We start from the raw sequence: 20,537 nt of genomic DNA, 5'->3' as shown, positions 1-20,537 counted from the left end.
ACCAGATCTTCGGTCATCGCAAGGCACCCGCCAGATTCCCGCGGGCGGCGGCGAGGACGTCGGCGGCGGCCGTGGCCAGTTGCCCGCGGTGCTTCAGGACGAACTCCCCGCGGTCGAGTGCCATCGAGAGGGACCGTTCCCGGCCCATCGAAGCGATGAGCGGGGCGCCCACGGCGTCGGCGATCTCCTGCGGGATCAGTCCGGCGGGCGAGGGCCCCCGGACGGCGACGCCGATCCTCCCCGCCTGGTTCCGGAGCTTCGCGAGGACCAGTTTCGCGGCGGCACAGGCGCGGAGTTCCGCGGGGACGACCACCACGACGAGATCGGCCAGTCCGATGACGGTGGACATCTCCGGGCCGAAGTACCGCGGCAGATCGCAGACGACCGTCCGGCCGGCCCGCCGTCCCGCGGACAGCACGGCCTCGATCTCGCGCGGATCGGGACCGCGGCCTCCCCGGCCGTAGGACACAAAGGACAGTGACCCGGTCGTGTACCGCTTTCGCGGCAAAGCTTCGCTCAATGCCGACATGGACACCCGGCCGCCGAGGTCGAGTTCCGGCCAGCGTGGCCCGCGATCCCGTTCGGCGGCGAGGAGGACGTCGATGCCGCCGCCGAGCGGATCACAGTCGACGAGCAGTCCGCCTTCACCGGTCCGTTCCGCCCGGTACGCGACCGCGGCCGCCAGTACCGAGGCGCCGGCTCCGCCACGACCGCCGACGACCCCGATGACGACACCGTCGTCCCGCGCCGGCCCGTCGACGACGTCGGCGAACGCGCCGATGAGATCACCTTCCTCGTCCGGTAGCGAAAGGACCTTCTCCGAACCGGTGTTGAAAGCGCGCTCCCAGGTCACCGGGGTCGGCGCGCCCTTGCAGACGAGGAAGACCTTGTGCCGCCGCAGCAGGTTGTTCGGTGCCCGCGCCGCTTCCTCGTCGAGCACCACGAGCGGCGCTCGCGCCCATCGCCCGCGGGCGGCCTCCAGATCGGGGGCGCGTTCCACCTCGCAGCCGGCGGCCGCGGCCACACGCAGGATCTCGTCGAGCAGGATGTCGTCTCCGGCGACGACGAGCGGATGTTCCTCGGCCATGGCTCCCCCAGGGGTTCGGTCGGACTCGGGCTGTGACTCCACGGTCGCGCCGGGTCCCGGTACCGCACAACGCCATTCCGCCCCGCCTGTGGACAACCGGGGTGTTGTGGACAACTCCGCGCCGGGAAACCGTTTTCCCGCCGTTTTGTCGGCCCCCTCTGGCACACTTTCCGGCTTTTCCCAGCCGGACGACGCCCTTCACCGAACCAGGTTGAGCCGAGCGTGAAAGGCGTTGCGGAGTAAGAAAAAGAGTCCAGCGTGGATCGCTTCGACCTTGCACCGCCGGGGTTTTCCACAGCCGACAAGGTCTAAACCATTGCCCAGGCTGGGAAGTTGAAGGGCGGCCCCCGCCAGGGGGGGAGGGACGGGGGCCGCCTGGGGTTCAGCCCCGGGGGGTCGGACTGAACCAGGGCCCGGTTCGCACCGGGACAATCTCACTGTAACTCCGGTATCGGCCCGTTGCGGTGCGCGCCGGTACCCACAATTCGATAACGGCACGACGCGCCGAATCCGATGTGCGGTCGTGAATTTTCCACCGCCGTTTCCCGATCGTGGTCGACCAACGGGCGGGCCGCCGTCCGGCTCTCCTATCCTTGGCGAGTGGCCCAACCCAGCACGACACCGAGCCCGGTCGCGGCGTTCTTCGATCTCGACAAGACGATCATCGCGTCTTCGAGCGCGCTCGCCTTCAGCAAACCTCTTTTGCGCGAAGGCCTGATCAACCGTCGGGCCGCGCTTCGCAGCGCGTACGCACAGCTCGTTTTCTCACTCGCGGGCGCGGACGCGGCGAAGACGGAGCGGATGCGGGCCGAGGTTTCGGCGCTGTGCACCGGATGGGACGTGGCGCAGGTGTCCGCCATCGTGCGGGAGACGCTGCACGACGTCGTCGATCCGCTCGTGTACGCGGAGGCCGCCGAGCTGATCTCGTCGCATCGCGCGGACGGGCACGACGTCGTGGTGCTGTCGGCGACCGGCGAGGAGGTCGTCGCCCCGGTCGCCGAAATGCTCGGCGCGACGCGCAGCGTGGCCACCCGGATGCAGATCGTGGACGGTCGCTACTCCGGCGAAGTCGATTTCTATTGCTACGGCGAGAACAAGGCCGTCGCCGCGAAGCAACTGGCCGCCACGTACGGCTACGACCTCACCCAGTGCCACGCCTACACCGACTCGAGCACCGACATCCCGCTCCTCGAGGTGGTCGGCAGGCCACACGCGGTCAACCCCGACCGTGTCCTGCGCAAGCACGCCACCGAACAGGGCTGGGAAATCCTCGCCTTCGAACATCCGATGTCGCTGAGGACCCGGATCCCGGCGAAGTCGGCAGGCCTGGTCGCGCTCGGCGCCGTCGCCGCGGGAGCCACCTGGTACGGCTACAACCGGCTCAAACGTCCCCGCTGAGCCCCCACCCACACGGCGGTACCGAACCGGTTTTCGCAGTCAGGGCCGCGAATTGTCCGTCGCTGAGGGTGCCCGTGTCACTAGATCGAGCCTCTGTACCGGTGCACCCGTCTGCGCACTTGAAGTGACCCGGCTCACGGCGTAGAAAGTAGGTGCGGACGTTCGGTCGGCCAGGGAACAGGTAGAAGAGAAGCCTGTTCCACCCCGGCGAATCTCCGTGTGCGGACACCGGGTACCCACGCGCAGCGCGCCGCGGGAGGCTCGTCGTCTAGGGACTGCGTACCGGGACGCCGGACGCCGAGTCCATGAAGGTACGACCAGAGTTGCACGCTTGGTCGCCCGAGTTGCCCGCACTGACTGGCGGCGCCCGCCGGCTTCGGCCGACGGGCGCCGCCAGTGTTATACCCGCCCTTTCCTCCGTGACCGGTCCGGTCACGCACTGGTCACGCCCCTTTTTTTCCAGCATGACAGGCCCCTTCGCGTCCCTTTGTGTATGAACGGACCGTTCGTGCGAGTGGCTGATGGACAAGCAAAGTGCTCGTGGGTAGCTTCCGGATATCAGTGCTTCCAGGTGGACTTCTTTCCATCTGAGAGTCAGGCACGATTCTGGGAGGCTTGAGGTGACGACCCGAACCGCGCACGCCCGTCATCGGAGGATCCATGCGCTCGCCGTGCCCCTCGCGGGTCTGCTCACCCTGGCCGTCGCAGCCGTTCCCGCGACCGCGCAGCCGGTGACGGCCGACGCGGAAGCGCAGCAGAAACTGCGCGGGCTGAGCCTGGAGGAGAAGGTCGGCCAGCTGTTCGTCACGTGGGTGAACGGGAAGTCCGCCGACGAGGTCAACGCCAAGAACAAGGCCGACTTCGGCGTGGACACCCCCGCGCAGGTGATCGAGAAGTACCACCTGGGCGGCGTCATCTACTTCAACAACGACAGCCGCGACAACTTCGACGACCCGGTCCAGGTCGCCAAGCTGTCGAACGGGCTGCAGCGGGCGGCCGTCCGCAGCGGCGCGCGGATCCCGTTGCAGATCGCGACCGACCAGGAGGGCGGCACGGTCACCCGCATGGGTGCCCCCGCCACCGAACTGCCGAACGCGATGGCGATCTCGGCGGGCCGCGACACCAAGGCCGCTCAGGAGGCCGCCCGGATCCTCGGGCACGAACTGCGCGCCGTCGGCATCAACCAGGACTTCGCGCCGGACGCCGACGTGAACTCCAACCCGGCGAACCCGGTGATCGGTGTCCGTTCCTTCTCCGGGCAGCCGGGTCTCGCGAGCCAGTACGTCGCCGCGCAGGTCAAGGGCTTCCAAGACTCCGGCCGCCGCACCGAGACCGTCTCGGCCGCCGCGAAGCACTTCCCCGGCCACGGTGACGCGGCCACGGACAGTCACCTCGAACTGCCCAGGATCGACCGGTCCGAGGCCAGCTGGCGCGAGACCGACGTGCCGCCGTTCAAGGCCGCCATCGAAGCGGGCATCGACTCGATCATGAGCGCGCACATCGAGTTCCCCAGCCTCGACCCGACGGGTGAGCCCGCCACGCTGTCGAAGCCGATCATCACCGGGAAGCTGCGCGGGGAGCTCGGCTACCGCGGCGTCGTCGTCACCGACTCGCTCTCGATGGAGGGCGTCCGCGAACTGCATTCCGACGCGGAGATCCCGGTGCTCGCGCTGAAGGCGGGCATCGACCAGCTGCTCATGCCGGTGAACCTCGACCTAGCGATCAACTCCGTGCTCGACGCGGTCCGCAAGGGTGAGCTGACGGAACGCCGCATCGACGAGAGCGTCCTGCGGATCCTCAAGCTCAAGCTGAACCGGGGCATCCTGACCTCGCCGTTCGTCGACCCGGCCAAGGTCGCCTCGAAGGTCGGCACCCCGGCCAACCTCGCGACCGCGCAGGGCATCGCCGACCGGTCGGTCACCGCGATCCGCAACGACGGCGGCGTCCTGCCGCTCAAGCAGCAGCCCGCGAAGACGCTCGTGACCGGCTGGGGCGTGAGCACGACGACGCTGCTGGCCTCGAAGCTCACCGCCCACGGCACGCAGGCGACCGCGCTGCAGACCGGCCAGACCCCGACCGACGCGCAGATCGCGCAGGCCGTCGCGGCGGCGAAGAACGTCGACCTGGTCGTGGTGCTGACCAACAACGTCGGCACGTATCCGTTGCAGGGCAAGCTGTTGCAGGCGCTGGCCGACACCGGGAAGCCCGTCGTCGCCGTCGCCGCGCAGATTCCTTACGACGCCGGCTACGACAACCCGGTCAAGACGTGGCTCGCGACTTACGGCTACATCACGCCGTCGGTCGAGGCGCTGGCGAAGGTGATCCTCGGGAAGACGAAGCCGCAGGGCAAGCTGCCGGTGGACGTCCCCGCGGGCAAGGACGTCGGCACGGTGAAGTACCCCTTCGGCCACGGGCTGACCTGGTGAGCCTCAACCGCCGTCACTTCCTCGCCACCGGGGCGCTCGCGGTCCCCGCGCTGACGGCCGGGTCCTCGGTCGCCCAGGCGCGGCCGCAGGCCGAGGCGCGAAGTGATAGCAAAGGTCCCTTGCTCACCCGGACCGGAGCGGACGTGCTCGCCGCCCGCGGCTGGGCGGCGCTGTCCGGTCGCAAGCTCGGCGTGCTGTCGAACCCGACCGGCGTGCTGGCGAACGGCGACCACATCGTCGACTCGATGGTGGCCGCCGGCGTCCGCCCGCTGGCCGCGTTCGGTCCCGAACACGGCTTCCGCGGCAGCGCGCAGGCGGGCGGTTCCGAAGGCGACTACACGGATCCACGCACCGGCGTTCCCGTGTACGACGCGTACGGCGCCGACGCGACGAAGCTCGCCGGGATGTTCACGAAGGCCGGCGTCGACACCGTCGTCTTCGACATCGCCGACGTCGGCGCGCGGTTCTACACCTACATCTGGTCGCTGTACACGGCGATGGTCGCGGCGGCGAAGGTCGGCGCGGCGGTGGTCGTGCTGGACCGGCCGAACCCGTTGGGCGGCAAGGCGGCCGGGCCGTTGCTCGACCCGGCCTACGCCTCGGGCATCGGCCGGAAGCCGATCGTGCAGCAGCACGGCATGACCGTCGGCGAACTCGCGCGGTTCTTCGCCGCCGAGTTCCTCCCCGCCGAGGGTGTCACTCCGGGCAAGCTCGAAATCGTCGAAGTACGCGACTGGCGGCGCGATCAGCTCTTCGACCGCACCGGGCTGACCTGGATCCCGCCGAGCCCGAACATGCCGACACCGGACACCGCGCTCGTCTATCCCGGCACCGGGATGTTCGAGGGCACTGTGTTCTCCGAAGGCCGTGGCACCACCAGGCCGTTCGAGATCGTCGGCGCGCCGGGGCTCGACTGGCGCTGGCGCGAGAAGCTCGGCGAGCTGCGCCTGCCCGGGGTGAAGTTCCGTGAGGCGTACTTCGTGCCGACGTTCGGCAAGTTCGTCAACGAGCCCTGCGGTGGCGTGCAGGTGACGATCACCGACCCGCGCGCGTTCGACGCGATCCGCACCGCGGTGACCATGTTCGTCACCGCGAAACAGGTGCATCCGGACAAGTTCAAGTGGCGGCCCGACAACTTCATCGACAAGCTCTCGGGTTCCGACAGGCTGCGCACGATGATCGACAAGGGCGCCGGGGTGGACGAGATCGTCGGCTCCTGGCAGGCGGAACTGGCCGGGTTCGACCGGAAACGCCGTCGCCATCTTCTTTACCGCTGAAGGGAACGGCCTTGCATGCTAGGAAGATCCTGATCGCGACCGTTTCCGTACTGGTCGCGGCGACCACGCTGTCGACGGCGGGAGCACAGGCGATTCCGGGTACCGAAAACCAGCGAGACCACGTGGCGGGCCGGTTCGACAAGCCGCGCGCGGGTTTCGCGCCCGCGTCCACGGTGCTGCGCGACGGGGCACCCGGCGACGTCGGTCTCGACCCGGCGCCGATCAAGGCGGCGGAGCGGTTCATCGAGGGCTGGACGAAGCCGGACGCCACCGGGCATCCGCATTTCTCCGGGGCTGTCGGCCTGCTGGCGCACGACGGCGTGGTCGTCGAGCGTCAGGCCGTCGGCGGTGCCGTCCGCTACGCCGACGCGACCGGCACCGAACTGCCGCCGGAGCAGCAGGTCCCGATGCGCGCGGACACGATCTTCGACATGGCCTCGATCTCGAAGCTGTTCACCTCCATCGCGGTGATGCAGCTGGCCGAGAGCGGCAAGCTGGACATCTCGGCGCCGGTGGTGCGGTACCTGCCGGAGTTCGGGGTGAACGGCAAGGAGTCCGTCACCGTCCAGCAGCTCCTCACGCACGTGTCGGGCTTCGCCGCGACGCCGCTTCCGTCGCTGTGGGAGGGCTACCCGGACATCCCGTCGCGCCGGAAGGCCGTCCTCGACAGCCCGTTGAAGAACCCGCCGGGGAGCACGTACCTCTACTCCGACATCAATCTGCTGACGCTCGGCTTCCTGGTCGAGAAGGTGGCCGGGGCGCCGCTCGACAAGGTGGTCCAGGACCGCATCGCGGCTCCGCTGGGGCTGGCCGACACCGGGTACAACCCGCCGGCGTCGAAGCTCGCCAGGGTCGCGGCGACCGAGTACGCCGCGAAGCCGCCTCGCGGCCTTGTACGCGGTGAGGTCCACGACGAGAACGCGTGGTCGCTGGGCGGCGTCGCCGGGCACGCGGGCGTGTTCTCCACGGCGCCCGACATGGCCGTGCTGGCGCAGACGATCCTCAACGGCGGCGTGTACCGGGGGCAGCGGATCCTGCGCCCGGAGACCGTCCAGTCGATGCTGACGAACTACAACCACAAGTTCCCGGACAACTCCCACGGGCTCGGCTTCGAACTCGACCAGCCCTGGTACATGGGCGCGCTGTCGGCGCCCTCGACCGCCGGGCACACCGGGTTCACCGGGACCTCGCTGGTGATCGACCCGCTGTCGAGGTCGTTCGCGATCCTGCTCACCAACCGCGTGCACCCGACGCGGAACTGGGGCTCGATCAACCTCGCCAGGGAGACGTGGGCGAGCTCGCTCGCGAAGGCGATGGCGGTCCGTCCGGTGCGCGGCCGGGACTCGTGGTTCAGCGGCGCCGGAGACGTCTCCACGGCCACGCTCACGACCCCGGCGTTACGGACCCGTGGCGGCCCGCTGAAGGTCTCCTTCGACACCTTCGTGGACACCGAGGGACCCACCGATTCGCTTTTCTTGGAAATGAGTACCGACGGCGGACTCACCTGGAAAACGATTACTCTGCGTGCCAGTGGACCGGGTGCCCCCGCCGGGGACCGACCGGGGCTCGGCGGGCATGGTCATCGGGCTTGGTGGCGGGTCGGCGCCGAGGTGTCACAAAGCTCACAAATCACCCTCCGCTGGCGTTACACGACCGATGCCCGTTACACGGGACGCGGAATTTCTTTGGATGGTGTGAAAGTCACTGAACGCGGCCGTTCACTGCTCGACGGTGAGCAAGACCCTGCCGCTTTTAGTGCTACCGGGTGGCAATTGAGCGCTCGGTAGCCAGGGCACTCCGCTGCGCTGACCGTACTGCCCCGTTGACCGGGACACAGCCGCTTGCGTCGCGACACTAAGTTGCCAAGTCGTTAGCTCGACCTCGTTAACGGCCCGGACCTGGTTAGCGACTTTCTGGTCAACGATTAATCGCAAATCGAATCCGCAGACACGGATAGGTTGCGATCTTCCCGAAGGGTGTGGGTAGCCTTGTCGCAGATGCCAACGGTTAGTAACTTTCCCACGGTGGGCGATACCGAATCCGTAATCGCGGTCGCACCGTCCGAGTCCGTGCCGGCGCAGCCGACACGGGACGCCGACGCGAGCCCGCTGGTCCGGATCCGCTCACTGCTGCCCGGGCTCGCCCGGGCGGAACAGCGCGTCGCGAAGGTCGTCCTCGACGACCCCGCGTCGGTCGCTCGACGCAGCATCACCGAGGTCGCGCTCTCGGCGAACACCAGCGAAACGACGGTCACGCGCTTCTGCAAGGCCGTCGGAGTCGGCGGATATCCGCAGCTCAGGATCGCCTTGGCGGCCGACACCGCCCGCACGGAGGCCCGGTCCAGCCGGAACCTCGGCGGCGAGATCGGCCCGGAGGACGACCTGGCCGCCGTGATCGGCAAGGTCAGCTTCGCGGACGCGCGTGCCGTGGAGGAGACAGCCGACCAGCTCGACGTCCCGTCGCTACAGCGCGTGATCGACATCGTGGCCGGCGCGGGCCGTGTGGACGTCTACGGCGTCGGCGCGAGCGCGTTCGTGGCCGCCGATCTGCAGCAGAAGCTGCACCGCATCGGCCGGGTCAGCTTCGCCTGGTCCGACACGCACATCATGCTGACCTCGGCCGCCGTGCTGAGCCCCGGAGACGTCGCCATCGGCATCTCGCACACGGGCGCGACCACGGACACCGTCGAGGCGCTGCGCGTGGCCCGCGAACACGGCGCGATCACCGTCGCCGTGACGAACTTCCCGCGTTCGCCGATCACCGAGGTCTCCGACCACGTGCTGACCACGGCCGCACGGGAAACGACGTTCCGCTCCGGTGCGACCGCCAGTCGCATCGCGCAGCTGACCGTCATCGACTGCCTGTTCATCGGTGTCGCGCAGCGGCACATGGACGCGTCGGTCAACGCACTCGACGCGACCAGGGACGCGGTGGGTTCGCACCGTCTGGGCGTCCGGCCCGACGGGCGGCGCCGGCCGCGGGAAACCGGCAAATGAGCGAAAAAGTGAGGCGCATGATGACCGTCCCACGCCAGGTGGTGCACGTCGATTCGCCAACCGAACAGCGCAATCCACGGACGACCGACATCGATCTGATGTCGACCATGGGCATCCTCGGCGCGATCAACGCCGAGGACCGCCGGGTCCCCGAGGCCGTCGCCGCGGTGCTGCCGCAGGTGGCCCGGGCGGTCGACTTCGCCGTGGAGGCGCTGCGGTCGGGGCACCGCGTGCACTACTTCGGGGCCGGCACGTCCGGCAGGCTGGCCACGTTGGACGCGGCGGAACTCGTTCCGACGTTCAACGTGCCCTCCGACTGGTTCATCGCGCATCACGCGGGCGGCGCGCGCGCCTTGCGCCAAGCCGTCGAAGACGCCGAGGACGACGCGAAGGCCGGAGCCGCCGAAGTGGCCGAGGCCGTCGCTCCGGGCGACTTCGTGCTCGGGCTGACGGCTTCCGGCCGGACGCCCTACGTCCTCGGCGCACTGGCCGCGGCCAGCCGTCGCGGCGCCCGCACCGCCCTGGTTTCGGGCAACCCGGCCGCGGTGATGCCGCCCGGTGTCGACGTCCTCATCGCGGTGGACACCGGCCCCGAGGCGATCGCCGGGTCGACACGGATGAAGGCGGGTACGGCGCAGAAGATCATCCTCACCGCGTTCTCCACGGCGACGATGATCAAGCTGGGGCGGACGTACTCGAACCTGATGGTCAGCATGCGCGCGACGAACGCGAAGCTGCGTGGGCGGACCATCCGGATCCTGCGCGAGGCCACCGGGATGAGCATGGCGGACTGTTCCGACGCGCTCACCGAGGCCGACGGCGACCTCAAGGTCGCGCTGGTCCACCTGCTGTCCGGCGAGGACGTCGCGGACGCGGCGAAGGCGCTGGCTGTCAGCGACGGCCACGTACGCAAGGCTCTCGACTCCCTGCGGGTGCGCGCGAGCTGAAATATCACCGATTGCCCATCACCTGCTCATCTGCTTAGGCTCTCAGGTATTCACCACTGAGAGGTCGGGTGGTCATGAGCACCGGCGGACAGCCCCGTTCATCCCGACGCCTCGCGCTCACGCGACGCGAACGGGCGTCCGTCGCCGGGATGGCCGGATTCATCCTGCTGCTCAACGTCGTGGGCTGGGGGGTCCTGACGCTTTTCGTGGCGCCGCGCCAATATGAGCTCGGCGCCACGGGCGTGTTCGGGATCGGTCTCGGCGTCACCGCCTTCGTGCTCGGGATGCGGCACGCGTTCGACGCGGACCACATCGCCGCGATCGACAACACCACCCGCAAACTGATGGCCGAGGGACAGCGGCCGCTTTCGGTGGGTTTCTGGTTCTCCCTGGGACATTCGACGATCGTCTTCGTCCTGTGCCTGCTGTTGTCGCTCGGTGTCCGGGCGCTCGCCGGCGCCGTCGAGGACGACTCGTCGGCGTTGCACGAGGCGACCGGGCTGATCGGGACGTCCGTTTCGGCGGTGTTCCTGTACCTCATCGGGATCATGAACCTGGTGGTGCTGGCCGGGATCTTGAAGGTGTTCCGGCGGATGCGCCGGGGCGATTTCGACGAAGCGGCGCTGGAGCGGCAACTCGACAACCGCGGCTTCATGAACCGGTTACTCCGGGGTGCCACGAAGGCCGTGCGAAAGCCTTGGCACATCTATCCGATCGGTGTGCTGTTCGGCCTCGGCTTCGACACCGCCACGGAGATCAGCCTGCTGGTGCTCGCCGGTGGCGCGGCCGCGTTCTCCCTGCCCTGGTACGCGATCCTGGTGCTGCCGATCCTGTTCGCGGCCGGGATGTCGCTGTTCGACACCGCCGACGGCTGCTTCATGAACTACGCGTACGGCTGGGCCTTCGCGAAACCGGTGCGGAAGATCTACTACAACCTCACGGTGACGGCGTTGTCGGTCGCGGTCGCGCTGATCATCGGGACGATCGAGGTGATCTCGATCGTCACCGAACGCTTCGGCATCACGACCGGCCCGCTCGCGGCGATCGGCGAACTGAGCCTGGACTACGTCGGCTACGCGGTCGTAGCGCTCTTCGTGCTCACGTGGGTTCTCGCGCTCGCCGTCTGGCGTTTCGGGCGTATCGAGGAGCGCTGGTCGGCCCGGCTCCCCTCGGAACAGCCCTCCTGAACTGCGAAAAGAGAGCAAGGGACCTTTGCTATCACTCTGGTCGGCGCCGACTCGCGTGACTGGGGCGCCGACTCGCGTGATTGGAGGGACGCCACTCGTGATTGAACGGACGACTCTCCCGCAGCCGGAGTCCCGGCCTGGGTGGTAGCAAAGGTCCCTTGCTCCCCCGCTCAGGCGGGCTGGGGCACCGGAGCGCGCGAAGAGAGCGCGAGCCCGAAGGCGAGCAAGGCGACGAAGGCTGCGACGGGGCCGACCCACCAGACGCCCGCCGAGGACAGGACGACGCCGCCCAACGCGGCACCGAGGGCACCGCCGCCGTAGATCGCGGAACCGTTGAGCCCCAAGGCGACCGTCGGCGCGTCGGGCGCCAGCGAGAACAGGCGGTGCTGCTGCGGCACCATCAACATCCCGCCGAACACCCCCGAAGCCAGCGCGAGGACCAGTGCCCCGGGCAGGCTCAGCACGGCGACGTCCACCAGCGCGAGCGTCACCACCGTCCCCCCGAGCGAGATCGAACGCACGCGAGCGGAGCCGAGGATGTCGGTGGCCCGGCCCGCGAAGGCGTTGCCCGCGATCTGCCCGATCCCGAAGCCGATGAGCAGCCACGAGATCATCGCGCCCGCGGCCACTGGAGCGACCAAGACCGGCAGGTAGACGAAGGCCGCGAAGGCGGCAGCGGTGCCGAGGACGCTGACGCCCAGCACACGCGCGATCGGCGGCCTGACGACGACGGCGAGCCGGTCGCGCAGGTTCACCGTCGGCACCCGGACCGCGGGCAGCAGCGGCACGAGCAGCGCCACCACCACGCCCACCGCACCGATCCCCCACATCACCACGCGCCAGCCGAACCAGTTCCCGGCGAGTACGCCGATCGGCACGCCGAGCACGATCGACACGCTCATCCCGGCGGAGACGGTGGCCAGAGCGCGACCGCGTCGCTCGTCCGACGACAGCGCGCCGGCCAGGACGTAGGCGTTGGACTGGAACGCGGCGGCGCCGAGGGCGGCCAGCACGCGAGCGACGGCGACGACGGCGAAGGACTCGCCGAGCGCCTGACCGGCCATGCCGATCGTGAACAGCAGCATTCCGGCGCCGAGCACCCAGCGGCGGTCGAGTCGTCCGGTGAAGGCCGCGATGAGCGGCGAGGAGACCGCGTAGGTCACCGCGAAGACCGTGGTCAGCTGGCCCGCGGCGGCTTCGGAAACACTCAGGTCGGCGGCGATGGTGGGCAGCAGCCCGTTCAAGACGAACCCGTCGGTACCGACGGTGAACGTCCCGACGGCGAGTACCAGCAGAGCCCCCAAGGCGAGCCGATCATTTGATGATCGTCGAATCGTCATGGGAGGTATAGTGGCCGGACTATTCGATGACTGTCAAACAGTTGGAGCGACGTGAGCAGCACGCTGCCGCAGCCGGCGACCGCCGAGATCGACATCGTGCGGGTGCTCCAGGCGCTGGCGGATCCCGTGCGCCTGGAGCTGATCCGCGCCCTGCGAAGCAATACTTCGCCGCGAAGCTGCGCCATCACCGAGTACGACGTCGAGATCAGCGCGCCGACGCTCTCCCACCACTGGAAGGTCCTCCGCGAGGCCGGCCTGACGACGACCTTCGTCGAAGGCCGGACCCGCTGGGTCGAGCTACGGACCGAGGACGTCCACAAGCGTTTCCCGGGACTACTGGACGCCGTTCTCGCCTAGGCGCCACTTCGTCGCAAGTTCTCCCGCGGCGCACACGCCGACGTCGAGCAGATACGCGCCCGCCACGCCGCAGCCCGCCCGAGGGGCGATCGGCTGCCCGTGTCCCATGCCGTCGATCGCGTGCGTGTCGACGGCCGCGCCGACGTCGGTCCACTGCTCGGCGAGCTCGCGCAGGTTCGCGGGAGCGACCGTGTAGTCCGCGGTCCCGTGCCAGACACTGACCGGGGAACGCGCACCCGTACTCGCGGCCCGGACCTTGTCGCCCCACTGCTTCGGCGTCAGATCCTTGCCGGGATTCATGCAGGAGTACGCGTCGATCATCGAGGTCGCGCAGCCGTACGGCAGTCCGGCGACGACGCCGCCGCCCGCGAACAGTTCCGGATACGCGGCCAGCATCACCGAGGTCATCGCTCCACCGGCCGAAAGACCGGTCACGTAGGTCCGGCTCCCGGCCGCGTGCCGCGCCATCTGCGCGATCGATTCCGCTTCCCCGGAGCCTCGTTTGATGTCGGCCGACTGGAACCAGTTGAAGCATTTGTTGAAGTTGTTCACCGAAACCTGTTGTGGCAGAACGAGTTTGAAGCGCAGGCTGTCCGCGAGCCCGATCCAGCCGGAGCCGCGCGCGTAACCGGCGGCGTCCTGGGTACAGCCGTGCAGCACGACCACCGCCGGACGTCCGGACGGCAGCCCGTCGGGGACGTACTCGAACATCTGCAACGCACCGGGATTGCTCCCGAACCCGGTCACCGGACGGATCGCCGCCGCCTGTGCCGGAGTAGGGAGAAGAAGGGCCAATGCCGAAACCACCGCGCCGATGAGGAGTTTTCGCATCACCTCATGCTAAGAACGACATCGCGTCGTTCCCACGTGGACGACCACCACAGTGACGGCGCGATTTGTGTGGCCGGGACGGATACCGATCCGCGAGCGACCTGCTTACCGTCGTCCGATGCGGCTCTTCCTGGTCCTCGCGATGATGCTGGCCCTGATCACGCCCGCCGAAGCTGCGGCGAGCGGATGCGCTTCCGTGCGCGTTCCCGGGGCCGCGAAACAGCGACAGTCCTGTTTGGACGATCTGACCACCACCGGCACGCTCACCACCGGGCATACGGTCCAAGCGGACTGGGCGGGCCTGACTTCGGCGGGCTTCCCCGTCCCGCGGGGCGTTCCCGGCATCCAGATCGACGGCTACTTCCCGGACACGTCGACGTCCAACACCACGCACGGCTGGAACCACGACGCCCAGTTCGTGCTGCGCCTTCCCGACCGCTGGAACGGTGGCCTCGTCGTCTCGGGTTCGCCCGGCGTGCGACGGCAGTACGCGAACGACCGCGCGATCGGCGACCAGGTCCTCGCCGCGGGTTACGCGTTCGCGGCCACCGACAAGGGCAACACCGGCGCCGACTTCCACACCGACGGACGCCGTCCGGGTGACGCGCTCGCCGAGTGGAACACCCGGGTCACGCAGCTGACCATCGCCGCGAAGGCCGCGGTCGCACACCGCTACGGCCGGCTTCCGAACCGCACACTCGCGGCGGGGATGTCGAACGGCGGCTACCTCGTCCGCTGGCAACTCGAGAACCGGCCGTGGCTCTACGACGGCGGAATCGACTGGGAAGGCACCCTCTGGCACGAGAACGGACCGAATCCGTTCACCTTCCTTCCGCCCGCCATCAAGGCTTATCCGGCCTATGTCGCCGGTTCCGGGGAGGCGCACAAAGCGATTCTCGACGCTGGTTTCGCACCGGGGTCCGAATTCCTGTGGCAGTACCACAACGACGTCTACTGGGGCCTGACGCAACGCATCTACCAGGCCGAATTCGATCCCTCGTTCACCGGGACCGACTACGACTACGCCTCGCGGCCCAAGGCGGTGCACCGCGCCGTCGAACGCGTCTCGTTGACCGGCAAGATCGGGAAACCGCTGATCACCCTGCACGGAACCCTGGACACGCTCCTGCCGATCACCCACGATTCCGACGTCTACCAGCGCATGATCGCCGCGCAGGGCCGCGCCGGGCTCCAGCGCTACTTCCGGATCGTGGACGGCAATCACGTCGACGGTCTTTTCGACCTCCATCCGGATGAACTGCGCCCGATCGGCCCGTGCTTCCGGACCGCTTTCACCCTTCTCGAAGGCTGGCTCGACGGCGTCCGGCCGCCCGCGTCGGCGACGATCCCCCGCGCGAACGGTGACCTCGCGACCACTTGCGCACTAAGCTGATCGGATGGAATTCCAGGACGTCGTACGACGCCGTCGGATGGTCCGGAAATTCACCGACGAGCCGGTCGCCGAGGAGAGCCTGCGGCGTATTCTGCAGAACGCGCTGCGCGGGCCGTCAGCGGGTTTCTCGCAAGGGCAAGGATTCCTTGTCCTCACCGGAGAGGAACTCGAACGATTCTGGGAGTTCGCGGCCAGCTGGGCACCTTCGACGGTGACGACGGCACCGGTCGCGATCGTGCCGCTCTCGGTCAAGAACGCCTACCTGGACCGCTATGCCAAGCCCGACAAGGGTTTCGCCCAAGGGGACGACTCATGGTGGCGGGTGCCCTACTGGGACGTCGACACCGGGATGGCGGCGCTGCTGATCCTCCAGACCGCGGTGGACGAGGGCCTGGGCGCGGTGTTCTTCGGGCTGGCCCCGGAAAGCGTCGAGCGGATCCACAGCGAGTTCGGCGTGCCGGCGGATCATGACCCGATCGGCGTCATCGCGCTCGGCCACGGTGACGAGCCCGGTCCGTCGCCGGGTTCGTCGGCGACGACCATTCAGCGTCGCGACTTCGCCGAGGTCATCCGTTTCGGTCATTGGTGAGGCTGTGCAGCCTGAGCGCGAGCTGGAGTTCCAGCGCGCGCTCGGGCGCCTGCCATTCCTCGCCGAGCAGCGAAGCGACGCGGTCCAGCCGCTGCACGACGGTGTTGACGTGCACGTGAAGAAGGTCCTTCGCGCGCGTCAGGTTGCCGCCGCAGGAGAAATACGCGAGAAGCGTGCCGATCAGATCCGTTCCGCGCCGCTCGTCGTAGTCGAGCACCGGGCCGATCGTGGCCGTCACGTAGGCGGCGAGATCGGCGTGCTCGCCCAAAAGCAGGCCGACGAACCCGAGGTCGGCCATGCTCGCGCCCTCACCCGCCCGGCCGAGAGCCAGGAGCGACGCGACACAGCGGGCGGCTTCGGCGTGCGCCTCGGCGAGCCCCTGCGGGGAAGCGGCCGGCCCCGCGGCGCCCACCGTCACCACGCAGTCCATTGTGGACGCGAGTTCGGCGGCGACGGATCGCGCCAGCTCCCCGGGATCCTCACCCTTGACCAGCAGGACGACCTCGTCGGCGTGGACACCGACCAGATCCGCCCGGCGCGCGGCCGCGGTGGCGAGCCGTCGCCGCGAGACGTCGTCGGAATGGGCGATCAGCACGGCATGCGGTGTCGACAAATCGACTCCCAGCCGACGACCTCGCGCCATCAAGGCGGCGGGATTGCGGCCGGGCGCGGTGAGCAGGTCCGACAGCAGCTCTCCGCGCACCTCGTCCTCGGCCCGCGCGACGGAACGCCGCTGCATCAGCAGGACCGCGGTGACCACGCCCGCCCGCTCGAACAGCCGCCGGTCCGCCTCGCCGAGCGACGGCCCGCCGCCCAGCACCAGACTGCCCAAGAACTCCTTCCCCGCTTGGACCGCGCAGACCCAGCCGTCCTCGGTGGACACCGCGCGTCCGCTGGCCCGGGACGCCGAGACCGCCGTCCGCGAAAGCCGTAGCCCGCCGTCCGTCCTGGCCAGGACCGCGCCGTCGGCGTCGTAGACGGCGATCCCGCCGCCGAGGACGCCCGCGACCGCGGCGGCGACCTCGGCCAGGTCACCGCCGCGCAGGACGAGATCCATCAGCCGGTCGTGCGCGTCTTCGGCCCGCCGCATCGCCTCGTTGTGCGCGCTGATCGTCGCGTTGGCGTCGTTCAACTCCGCGACGGCGCGTCGCGTCTCGTCGAGCAGATGCGCGTTGTCCAGGGCGATCGCCGCGTGGTCGGCCAGCGACGACAGCAGCGCGACCTCCTCGGGGCTGAACTCCCGCACGGTCCGGTCCGACGCGAAGAGGACGCCGATGACCTTGCTGCCGATCGCCAGCGGCACGCCGAGGATCGCCGTCAACCCCTCGTCGAGCACCCCGGTGTCGATCGACGACGTGTGATGGAAACGCTTGTCGTTGAAGTAATCCGATGTGGCGTACGGCCGCGCCGTCTGCGCGACCAGCCCGCCGAGCCCCTCGCCCATCCCCAGCACGATGTCCTGGAACAGGGCGGAAACCGAACCGTCGGTCACCCGGACGTAGGTGTTGCCTTCGGCCTCGTTCTTGAGGCTGAGATACGAGACGTCCACCCCGAGCAGCGCCCGCGCCCGCCGCACGATCGAACGCAGGACGGCGTCCGGATCGTCGAGCCGGGCGAGGTCGCTGGCCGTGTCGAACAACGCGGCCAGCTCCGCCTCGCGCCGCCGGTGTTCGGCGACGGTGTCCCGGATCCGCAGCGCCAGCTCGGTCGCCTTCGGATCGACCGGGACGTGCGCCAGCTGCTCGCTGCCCGCCCCGGAGGCGAGCAGTTCGAGCAGCCGGCGCAACTGCGCGGAACCGTCCACAGAGGTCATGCTGACACGTGAGCGCGCTCCGTGAGAACTTCGGAATGCAGGGATTCACCCTTGGTCTCGCGGGCGGCCAGCAGCGCGATCACCGTCAGCGCGCACATCGCGACGACGTAGAGCGAGACCGGGATCGTGCTGCCGAACTCCTTGAACAGCGCGACCGCGATGAGCGGCGCCACCGCGCCCGCGGCGATCGACGACAGCTGCCCGCCCACCGAGAGGCCGGTGTAGCGGACCCGCGTCGGGAACTGCTCGGAGAAGAACGCCGCCTGCGGTCCGTACATCGCGCCGTGCAGGACGAGTCCGATGGTCGCCGCGAGAATGATGACGGCCGAGTTCTTCGTATCGAGCATCGCGAAGAACGCGAAGCTCCACGCCGCCATGCCGATCGCGCCGAAGAGGTACACCGGCCGTCGCCCGAGGCGATCGGAAAGGATGCCCCACAAGGGAATCGTCACGAAGTGCACGGCCGAGCCGATGAGCACCGCGTTGAGCCCGACCGATTTCGGCAGGCCGAGCCCGGTGGTGACGTAGACGAGGATGAACGCGGTGATCACGTAGTACGAGACGTTCTCCGCCATCCGCGAGCCGATCGTGATCAGCACCGCACGCCAGTTCTTCCGGAACACCTCGACGACCGGCGCGTGCTCGGGCTTGCTCTTCTCCTGCGCGGCGAGGAAGACCGGCGATTCGCTGACCGCGAGCCGGATCCACAGCCCGATGATCACGAGCACCCCGGAGAGCAGGAACGGGATCCGCCAGCCCCAGCTGAGGAACGCCTCGTCCGACTGGGTCGCCGCGAGGATCGCGAGGACCGCCGTCGCGAGCAGGTTCCCGCCCGGCGCCCCGCACTGCGGCCACGACGCCCAGAACCCGCGGCGTTCGTCGTCCCCGTGTTCGGAGACGATCAGCACCGCGCCGCCCCATTCCCCGCCGAGCGCGAAACCCTGCACCAGGCGCAGGAGCGTGAGCAGGATCGGCGCCAGGACACCGACGGTCGCGTACGTCGGGAGGACACCCATCAAGCAGGTCGAGCCGCCCATCAGCAGCAGGCTCAGCACCAGCAGCTTCTTGCGGCCGACGCGGTCGCCGAAGTGCCCGAACACCAGCCCGCCGATCGGCCGCGCGAGGAAACCGACGGCGTAGGTGAGGAACGCGAGCAGCGTGCCGGTCAGCGGATCGTTGGTGGGGAAGAACAATTTGCCGAACACCAGCGCCGCGGCGGAGGTGTAGAGGAAGAAGTCGTACCACTCGATCGTCGTTCCGATCAGGCTGGCGCTGACGACCTTCGCGATCGAGCCACGGTTCTGCGTGGTCACCGGGCGTTCCTTTCCTTGGGGTTTCACGCGGCGGTCCAGCCGCCGTCGAGGGGGATCGAGGTACCGGTGACATGGGCGGCGGAGCGGCCGCACAGCCAGAGGACGCAAGCCGCGACGTCCTCGGGTTCGATGAGCCGTTTGATCGCCGAACGGCGAAGCAGGACCTGCTCGATGACGGCGTCGCGTTCGAGGCCGTGCTCCTCGGCCTGCGCCTGGAGCTGGCCGGTGACCAGCGGAGTCCGGACGTAACCGGGATTGACGCAGTTGCTGGTCACGCCGTGTTCCGCGCCTTCGAGCGCGGTGACCTTCGAGAGGCCTTCGAGAGCGTGCTTCGCGGTGACGTACGCGGATTTGAACGGGCTCGCGCGCAGACCGTGGACGCTGGACATGTTGACGACGCGCCCCCAGCCGCGGTCGTACATTCGCGGCAGCACGCGGCGGATCAGCAGGAACGGCGCGGTGACCATGAGCGCCTGGATCCGGGTGAACGTCTCCGGCGGGAACTCGTGGATCGGCGCGATGTGCTGGAAGCCGGCGTTGTTGACGAGGATGTCGATCTCGGCCGGAAGTGTCTCGATGGCCTGGGCGTCGGTGAGGTCGACGACGTGCGCGATGCCGCCGACCTCGGCCGCCGCCTTCTCGACGGCGTCGTCGATGTCGACGAGGTGGACCTTGGCCCCGGCTTCGGCGAGCGCTTCGGCGCAGGCCAGCCCGATCCCGCTCGCCGCGCCCGTGACCAGCGCGGACTTACCGGCCAGGTCGTTGTGATACGCACCACTCATGCCCGACGACGTTAGGTCGCCGTGGCCGCTTAAACCATGTGGTTACTCACCACACCTGCTCAAGATCCCGTATGCACTCCCCACACCCTCGCGTTTAGTCCTCTGGATGCGGTAGTTGCGCGCGCAAGGACCGCATCCAGAGGACTAAACGCGTGAAAGGGGTCAGCCGGCGGCGTCCGAGATGGACTTCGCCTCGCGGGCGCCGGCCTCGAAGGCTTCGCACGAGAAGAGCAGCCACGACCGGACGCCCTCGGGAGTCCCGGCGCTGAAGGCCGAAGCGGCTTCGAGGTACTTCGGCACGCGCCGGAAGTACGCGACCTCGGGAACCGTCAGGGCCTTCGGGTCCAGGCCCGTCGCCACCGCCGAAAGCCGGGCCGCCGCACGCGCGACGACGCCGTCCGCGGAGCCGAAAGGCTTGAGCGCCAACAGTTCCCCGTGCACGACGGCGGTCAGCACCGGCCCCGGGACCGACGACCCGCCGGTGACCAGTTGCGCCAGCATCTCCAGCCGCGGCCCGACGTCACCGGACGACTTCGGCCGCCCGAGCGAGTCGGAATCGGAGACCAGATCGGACGCGGCGAGGACGTGCAGCCGCGCCAGGGCCTGCAGCGGCGCACGCCGCCAGGTCGGGAGCAGACCCTCCAAGGCCTCGGCGACGCGCAGCGCGCCCGTCAGCACCGGATCGGTCACTTCGCCGGATTCCGGCAGTTCGGGCGCGGCACCTTCGATACCGGCCGACGCCCGCGCCGACCGCACGGACGCCGTCGCGGATGTAGTCGTCCGGGCTGGTCGGCTTGCCCA

17 protein-coding genes are annotated in these 20,537 nt (G+C 69.0%); 10 read left to right on the top strand and 7 right to left on the bottom strand.

Annotated features, from left to right (window positions below; genetic code table 11):
- Nucleotides 1-13 precede the first annotated feature (13 nt).
- Nucleotides 14-1,087 carry a septum site-determining protein Ssd gene (gene ssd, locus H5J31_RS36220; protein ID WP_181777190.1) on the bottom strand — a complete coding sequence of 358 codons (1,074 nt, stop codon included), beginning with the start codon at nucleotides 1,085-1,087 and terminating at the stop codon, nucleotides 14-16.
- A 600-nt stretch (nucleotides 1,088-1,687) separates the two neighbouring features.
- Between ssd and H5J31_RS36215 the strand changes: the two genes are divergently transcribed.
- The 7 genes from H5J31_RS36215 to nicT all read left to right on the top strand — a co-directional run bounded on the left by H5J31_RS36215 (nucleotide 1,688) and on the right by nicT (nucleotide 11,318).
- Nucleotides 1,688-2,485 carry an HAD family hydrolase gene (locus H5J31_RS36215; RefSeq protein WP_181777189.1) on the top strand — a complete coding sequence of 266 codons (798 nt, stop codon included), beginning with the start codon at nucleotides 1,688-1,690 and terminating at the stop codon, nucleotides 2,483-2,485.
- A 620-nt stretch (nucleotides 2,486-3,105) separates the two neighbouring features.
- On the top strand, nucleotides 3,106-4,911 hold the full coding sequence (locus H5J31_RS36210; RefSeq protein WP_181777188.1) for a glycoside hydrolase family 3 protein: 1,806 nt from the start codon (nucleotides 3,106-3,108) through the stop codon (nucleotides 4,909-4,911).
- Entirely contained in the window at nucleotides 4,908-6,188 is a 1,281-nt protein-coding gene (locus H5J31_RS36205; protein ID WP_181777187.1) for an exo-beta-N-acetylmuramidase NamZ family protein, read from the top strand. The genes H5J31_RS36210 and H5J31_RS36205 overlap by 4 nt, the downstream gene beginning before the upstream one ends.
- Before the next feature lie 11 nt (nucleotides 6,189-6,199).
- On the top strand, nucleotides 6,200-7,975 hold the full coding sequence (locus H5J31_RS36200; RefSeq protein WP_181777186.1) for a serine hydrolase: 1,776 nt from the start codon (nucleotides 6,200-6,202) through the stop codon (nucleotides 7,973-7,975).
- A 237-nt stretch (nucleotides 7,976-8,212) separates the two neighbouring features.
- Nucleotides 8,213-9,184, top strand: a complete 972-nt coding sequence (locus H5J31_RS36195; protein ID WP_328701701.1) for a MurR/RpiR family transcriptional regulator — start codon at nucleotides 8,213-8,215, stop codon at nucleotides 9,182-9,184.
- 17 nt (nucleotides 9,185-9,201) lie between these two features.
- A complete protein-coding gene (locus H5J31_RS36190; RefSeq protein ID WP_181777185.1) occupies nucleotides 9,202-10,131 on the top strand; it encodes an N-acetylmuramic acid 6-phosphate etherase in 930 nt (309 codons plus the stop codon).
- A 74-nt stretch (nucleotides 10,132-10,205) separates the two neighbouring features.
- Nucleotides 10,206-11,318 (top strand): Nickel transporter NicT, encoded by a 1,113-nt coding sequence (gene nicT, locus H5J31_RS36185; protein ID WP_181777184.1) that lies wholly within the window; start codon nucleotides 10,206-10,208, stop codon nucleotides 11,316-11,318.
- A gap of 170 nt (nucleotides 11,319-11,488) precedes the next feature.
- On the opposite strand, the gene H5J31_RS36180 is transcribed toward nicT, so the two are convergent.
- A complete protein-coding gene (locus H5J31_RS36180) occupies nucleotides 11,489-12,658 on the bottom strand; it encodes an MFS transporter (protein WP_181777183.1) in 1,170 nt (389 codons plus the stop codon).
- 51 nt (nucleotides 12,659-12,709) lie between these two features.
- Here H5J31_RS36180 and H5J31_RS36175 point away from each other — a divergent pair, with 51 nt between their 5' ends.
- Nucleotides 12,710-13,015, top strand: a complete 306-nt coding sequence (locus H5J31_RS36175; protein WP_181777182.1) for an ArsR/SmtB family transcription factor — start codon at nucleotides 12,710-12,712, stop codon at nucleotides 13,013-13,015.
- On the opposite strand, the gene H5J31_RS36170 is transcribed toward H5J31_RS36175, so the two are convergent.
- Nucleotides 12,992-13,846, bottom strand: a complete 855-nt coding sequence (locus H5J31_RS36170) for an extracellular catalytic domain type 1 short-chain-length polyhydroxyalkanoate depolymerase (RefSeq protein ID WP_181777181.1) — start codon at nucleotides 13,844-13,846, stop codon at nucleotides 12,992-12,994. The genes H5J31_RS36175 and H5J31_RS36170 overlap by 24 nt on opposite strands.
- A gap of 118 nt (nucleotides 13,847-13,964) precedes the next feature.
- Between H5J31_RS36170 and H5J31_RS36165 the strand changes: the two genes are divergently transcribed.
- Nucleotides 13,965-15,239 carry a tannase/feruloyl esterase family alpha/beta hydrolase gene (locus H5J31_RS36165; protein ID WP_181777180.1) on the top strand — a complete coding sequence of 425 codons (1,275 nt, stop codon included), beginning with the start codon at nucleotides 13,965-13,967 and terminating at the stop codon, nucleotides 15,237-15,239.
- A 4-nt stretch (nucleotides 15,240-15,243) separates the two neighbouring features.
- Entirely contained in the window at nucleotides 15,244-15,828 is a 585-nt protein-coding gene (locus H5J31_RS36160) for a nitroreductase family protein (RefSeq protein WP_181777179.1), read from the top strand.
- Here H5J31_RS36160 and H5J31_RS36155 read toward each other — a convergent pair.
- The 4 genes from H5J31_RS36155 to H5J31_RS36140 all read right to left on the bottom strand — a co-directional run.
- Nucleotides 15,806-17,641, bottom strand: coding sequence for a helix-turn-helix domain-containing protein (locus tag H5J31_RS36155; protein WP_181777178.1), 1,836 nt, complete (start codon nucleotides 17,639-17,641; stop codon nucleotides 15,806-15,808). The genes H5J31_RS36160 and H5J31_RS36155 overlap by 23 nt on opposite strands.
- Nucleotides 17,638-18,954, bottom strand: a complete 1,317-nt coding sequence (locus H5J31_RS36150) for an MFS transporter (RefSeq protein ID WP_181777177.1) — start codon at nucleotides 18,952-18,954, stop codon at nucleotides 17,638-17,640. Before H5J31_RS36150 ends, H5J31_RS36155 begins: the two co-directional genes overlap by 4 nt.
- Nucleotides 18,955-18,977: 23 nt before the next feature.
- Nucleotides 18,978-19,736, bottom strand: a complete 759-nt coding sequence (locus H5J31_RS36145; RefSeq protein WP_181777176.1) for a 3-hydroxybutyrate dehydrogenase — start codon at nucleotides 19,734-19,736, stop codon at nucleotides 18,978-18,980.
- Between the two features lie 162 nt (nucleotides 19,737-19,898).
- Nucleotides 19,899-20,537: Fic family protein (locus H5J31_RS36140; protein ID WP_181777175.1), on the bottom strand; the 639-nt coding region annotated here is incomplete at its 5' end.

The organism is Amycolatopsis pittospori (assembly GCF_013870525.1).
GTDB lineage: Bacteria > Actinomycetota > Actinomycetes > Mycobacteriales > Pseudonocardiaceae > Amycolatopsis > Amycolatopsis pittospori.
This window is presented reverse-complemented; position numbering and strand designations above follow the sequence as displayed.

What these genes read in the sequence shown, in the direction of transcription:
- H5J31_RS36155 (WP_181777178.1), bottom strand. Translation starts at nt 17,641, where the DNA reads ATGACCTCTGTGGACGGTTCCGCGCAGTTGCGCCGGCTGCTCGAACTG.
- H5J31_RS36190 (WP_181777185.1), top strand. Translation starts at nt 9,202, where the DNA reads ATGATGACCGTCCCACGCCAGGTGGTGCACGTCGATTCGCCAACCGAA.
- H5J31_RS36165 (WP_181777180.1), top strand. Translation starts at nt 13,965, where the DNA reads ATGCGGCTCTTCCTGGTCCTCGCGATGATGCTGGCCCTGATCACGCCC.
- nicT (WP_181777184.1), top strand. Translation starts at nt 10,206, where the DNA reads ATGAGCACCGGCGGACAGCCCCGTTCATCCCGACGCCTCGCGCTCACG.
- H5J31_RS36180 (WP_181777183.1), bottom strand. Translation starts at nt 12,658, where the DNA reads ATGACGATTCGACGATCATCAAATGATCGGCTCGCCTTGGGGGCTCTG.
- H5J31_RS36145 (WP_181777176.1), bottom strand. Translation starts at nt 19,736, where the DNA reads ATGAGTGGTGCGTATCACAACGACCTGGCCGGTAAGTCCGCGCTGGTC.
- H5J31_RS36170 (WP_181777181.1), bottom strand. Translation starts at nt 13,846, where the DNA reads ATGCGAAAACTCCTCATCGGCGCGGTGGTTTCGGCATTGGCCCTTCTT.
- ssd (WP_181777190.1), bottom strand. Translation starts at nt 1,087, where the DNA reads ATGGCCGAGGAACATCCGCTCGTCGTCGCCGGAGACGACATCCTGCTC.
- H5J31_RS36160 (WP_181777179.1), top strand. Translation starts at nt 15,244, where the DNA reads ATGGAATTCCAGGACGTCGTACGACGCCGTCGGATGGTCCGGAAATTC.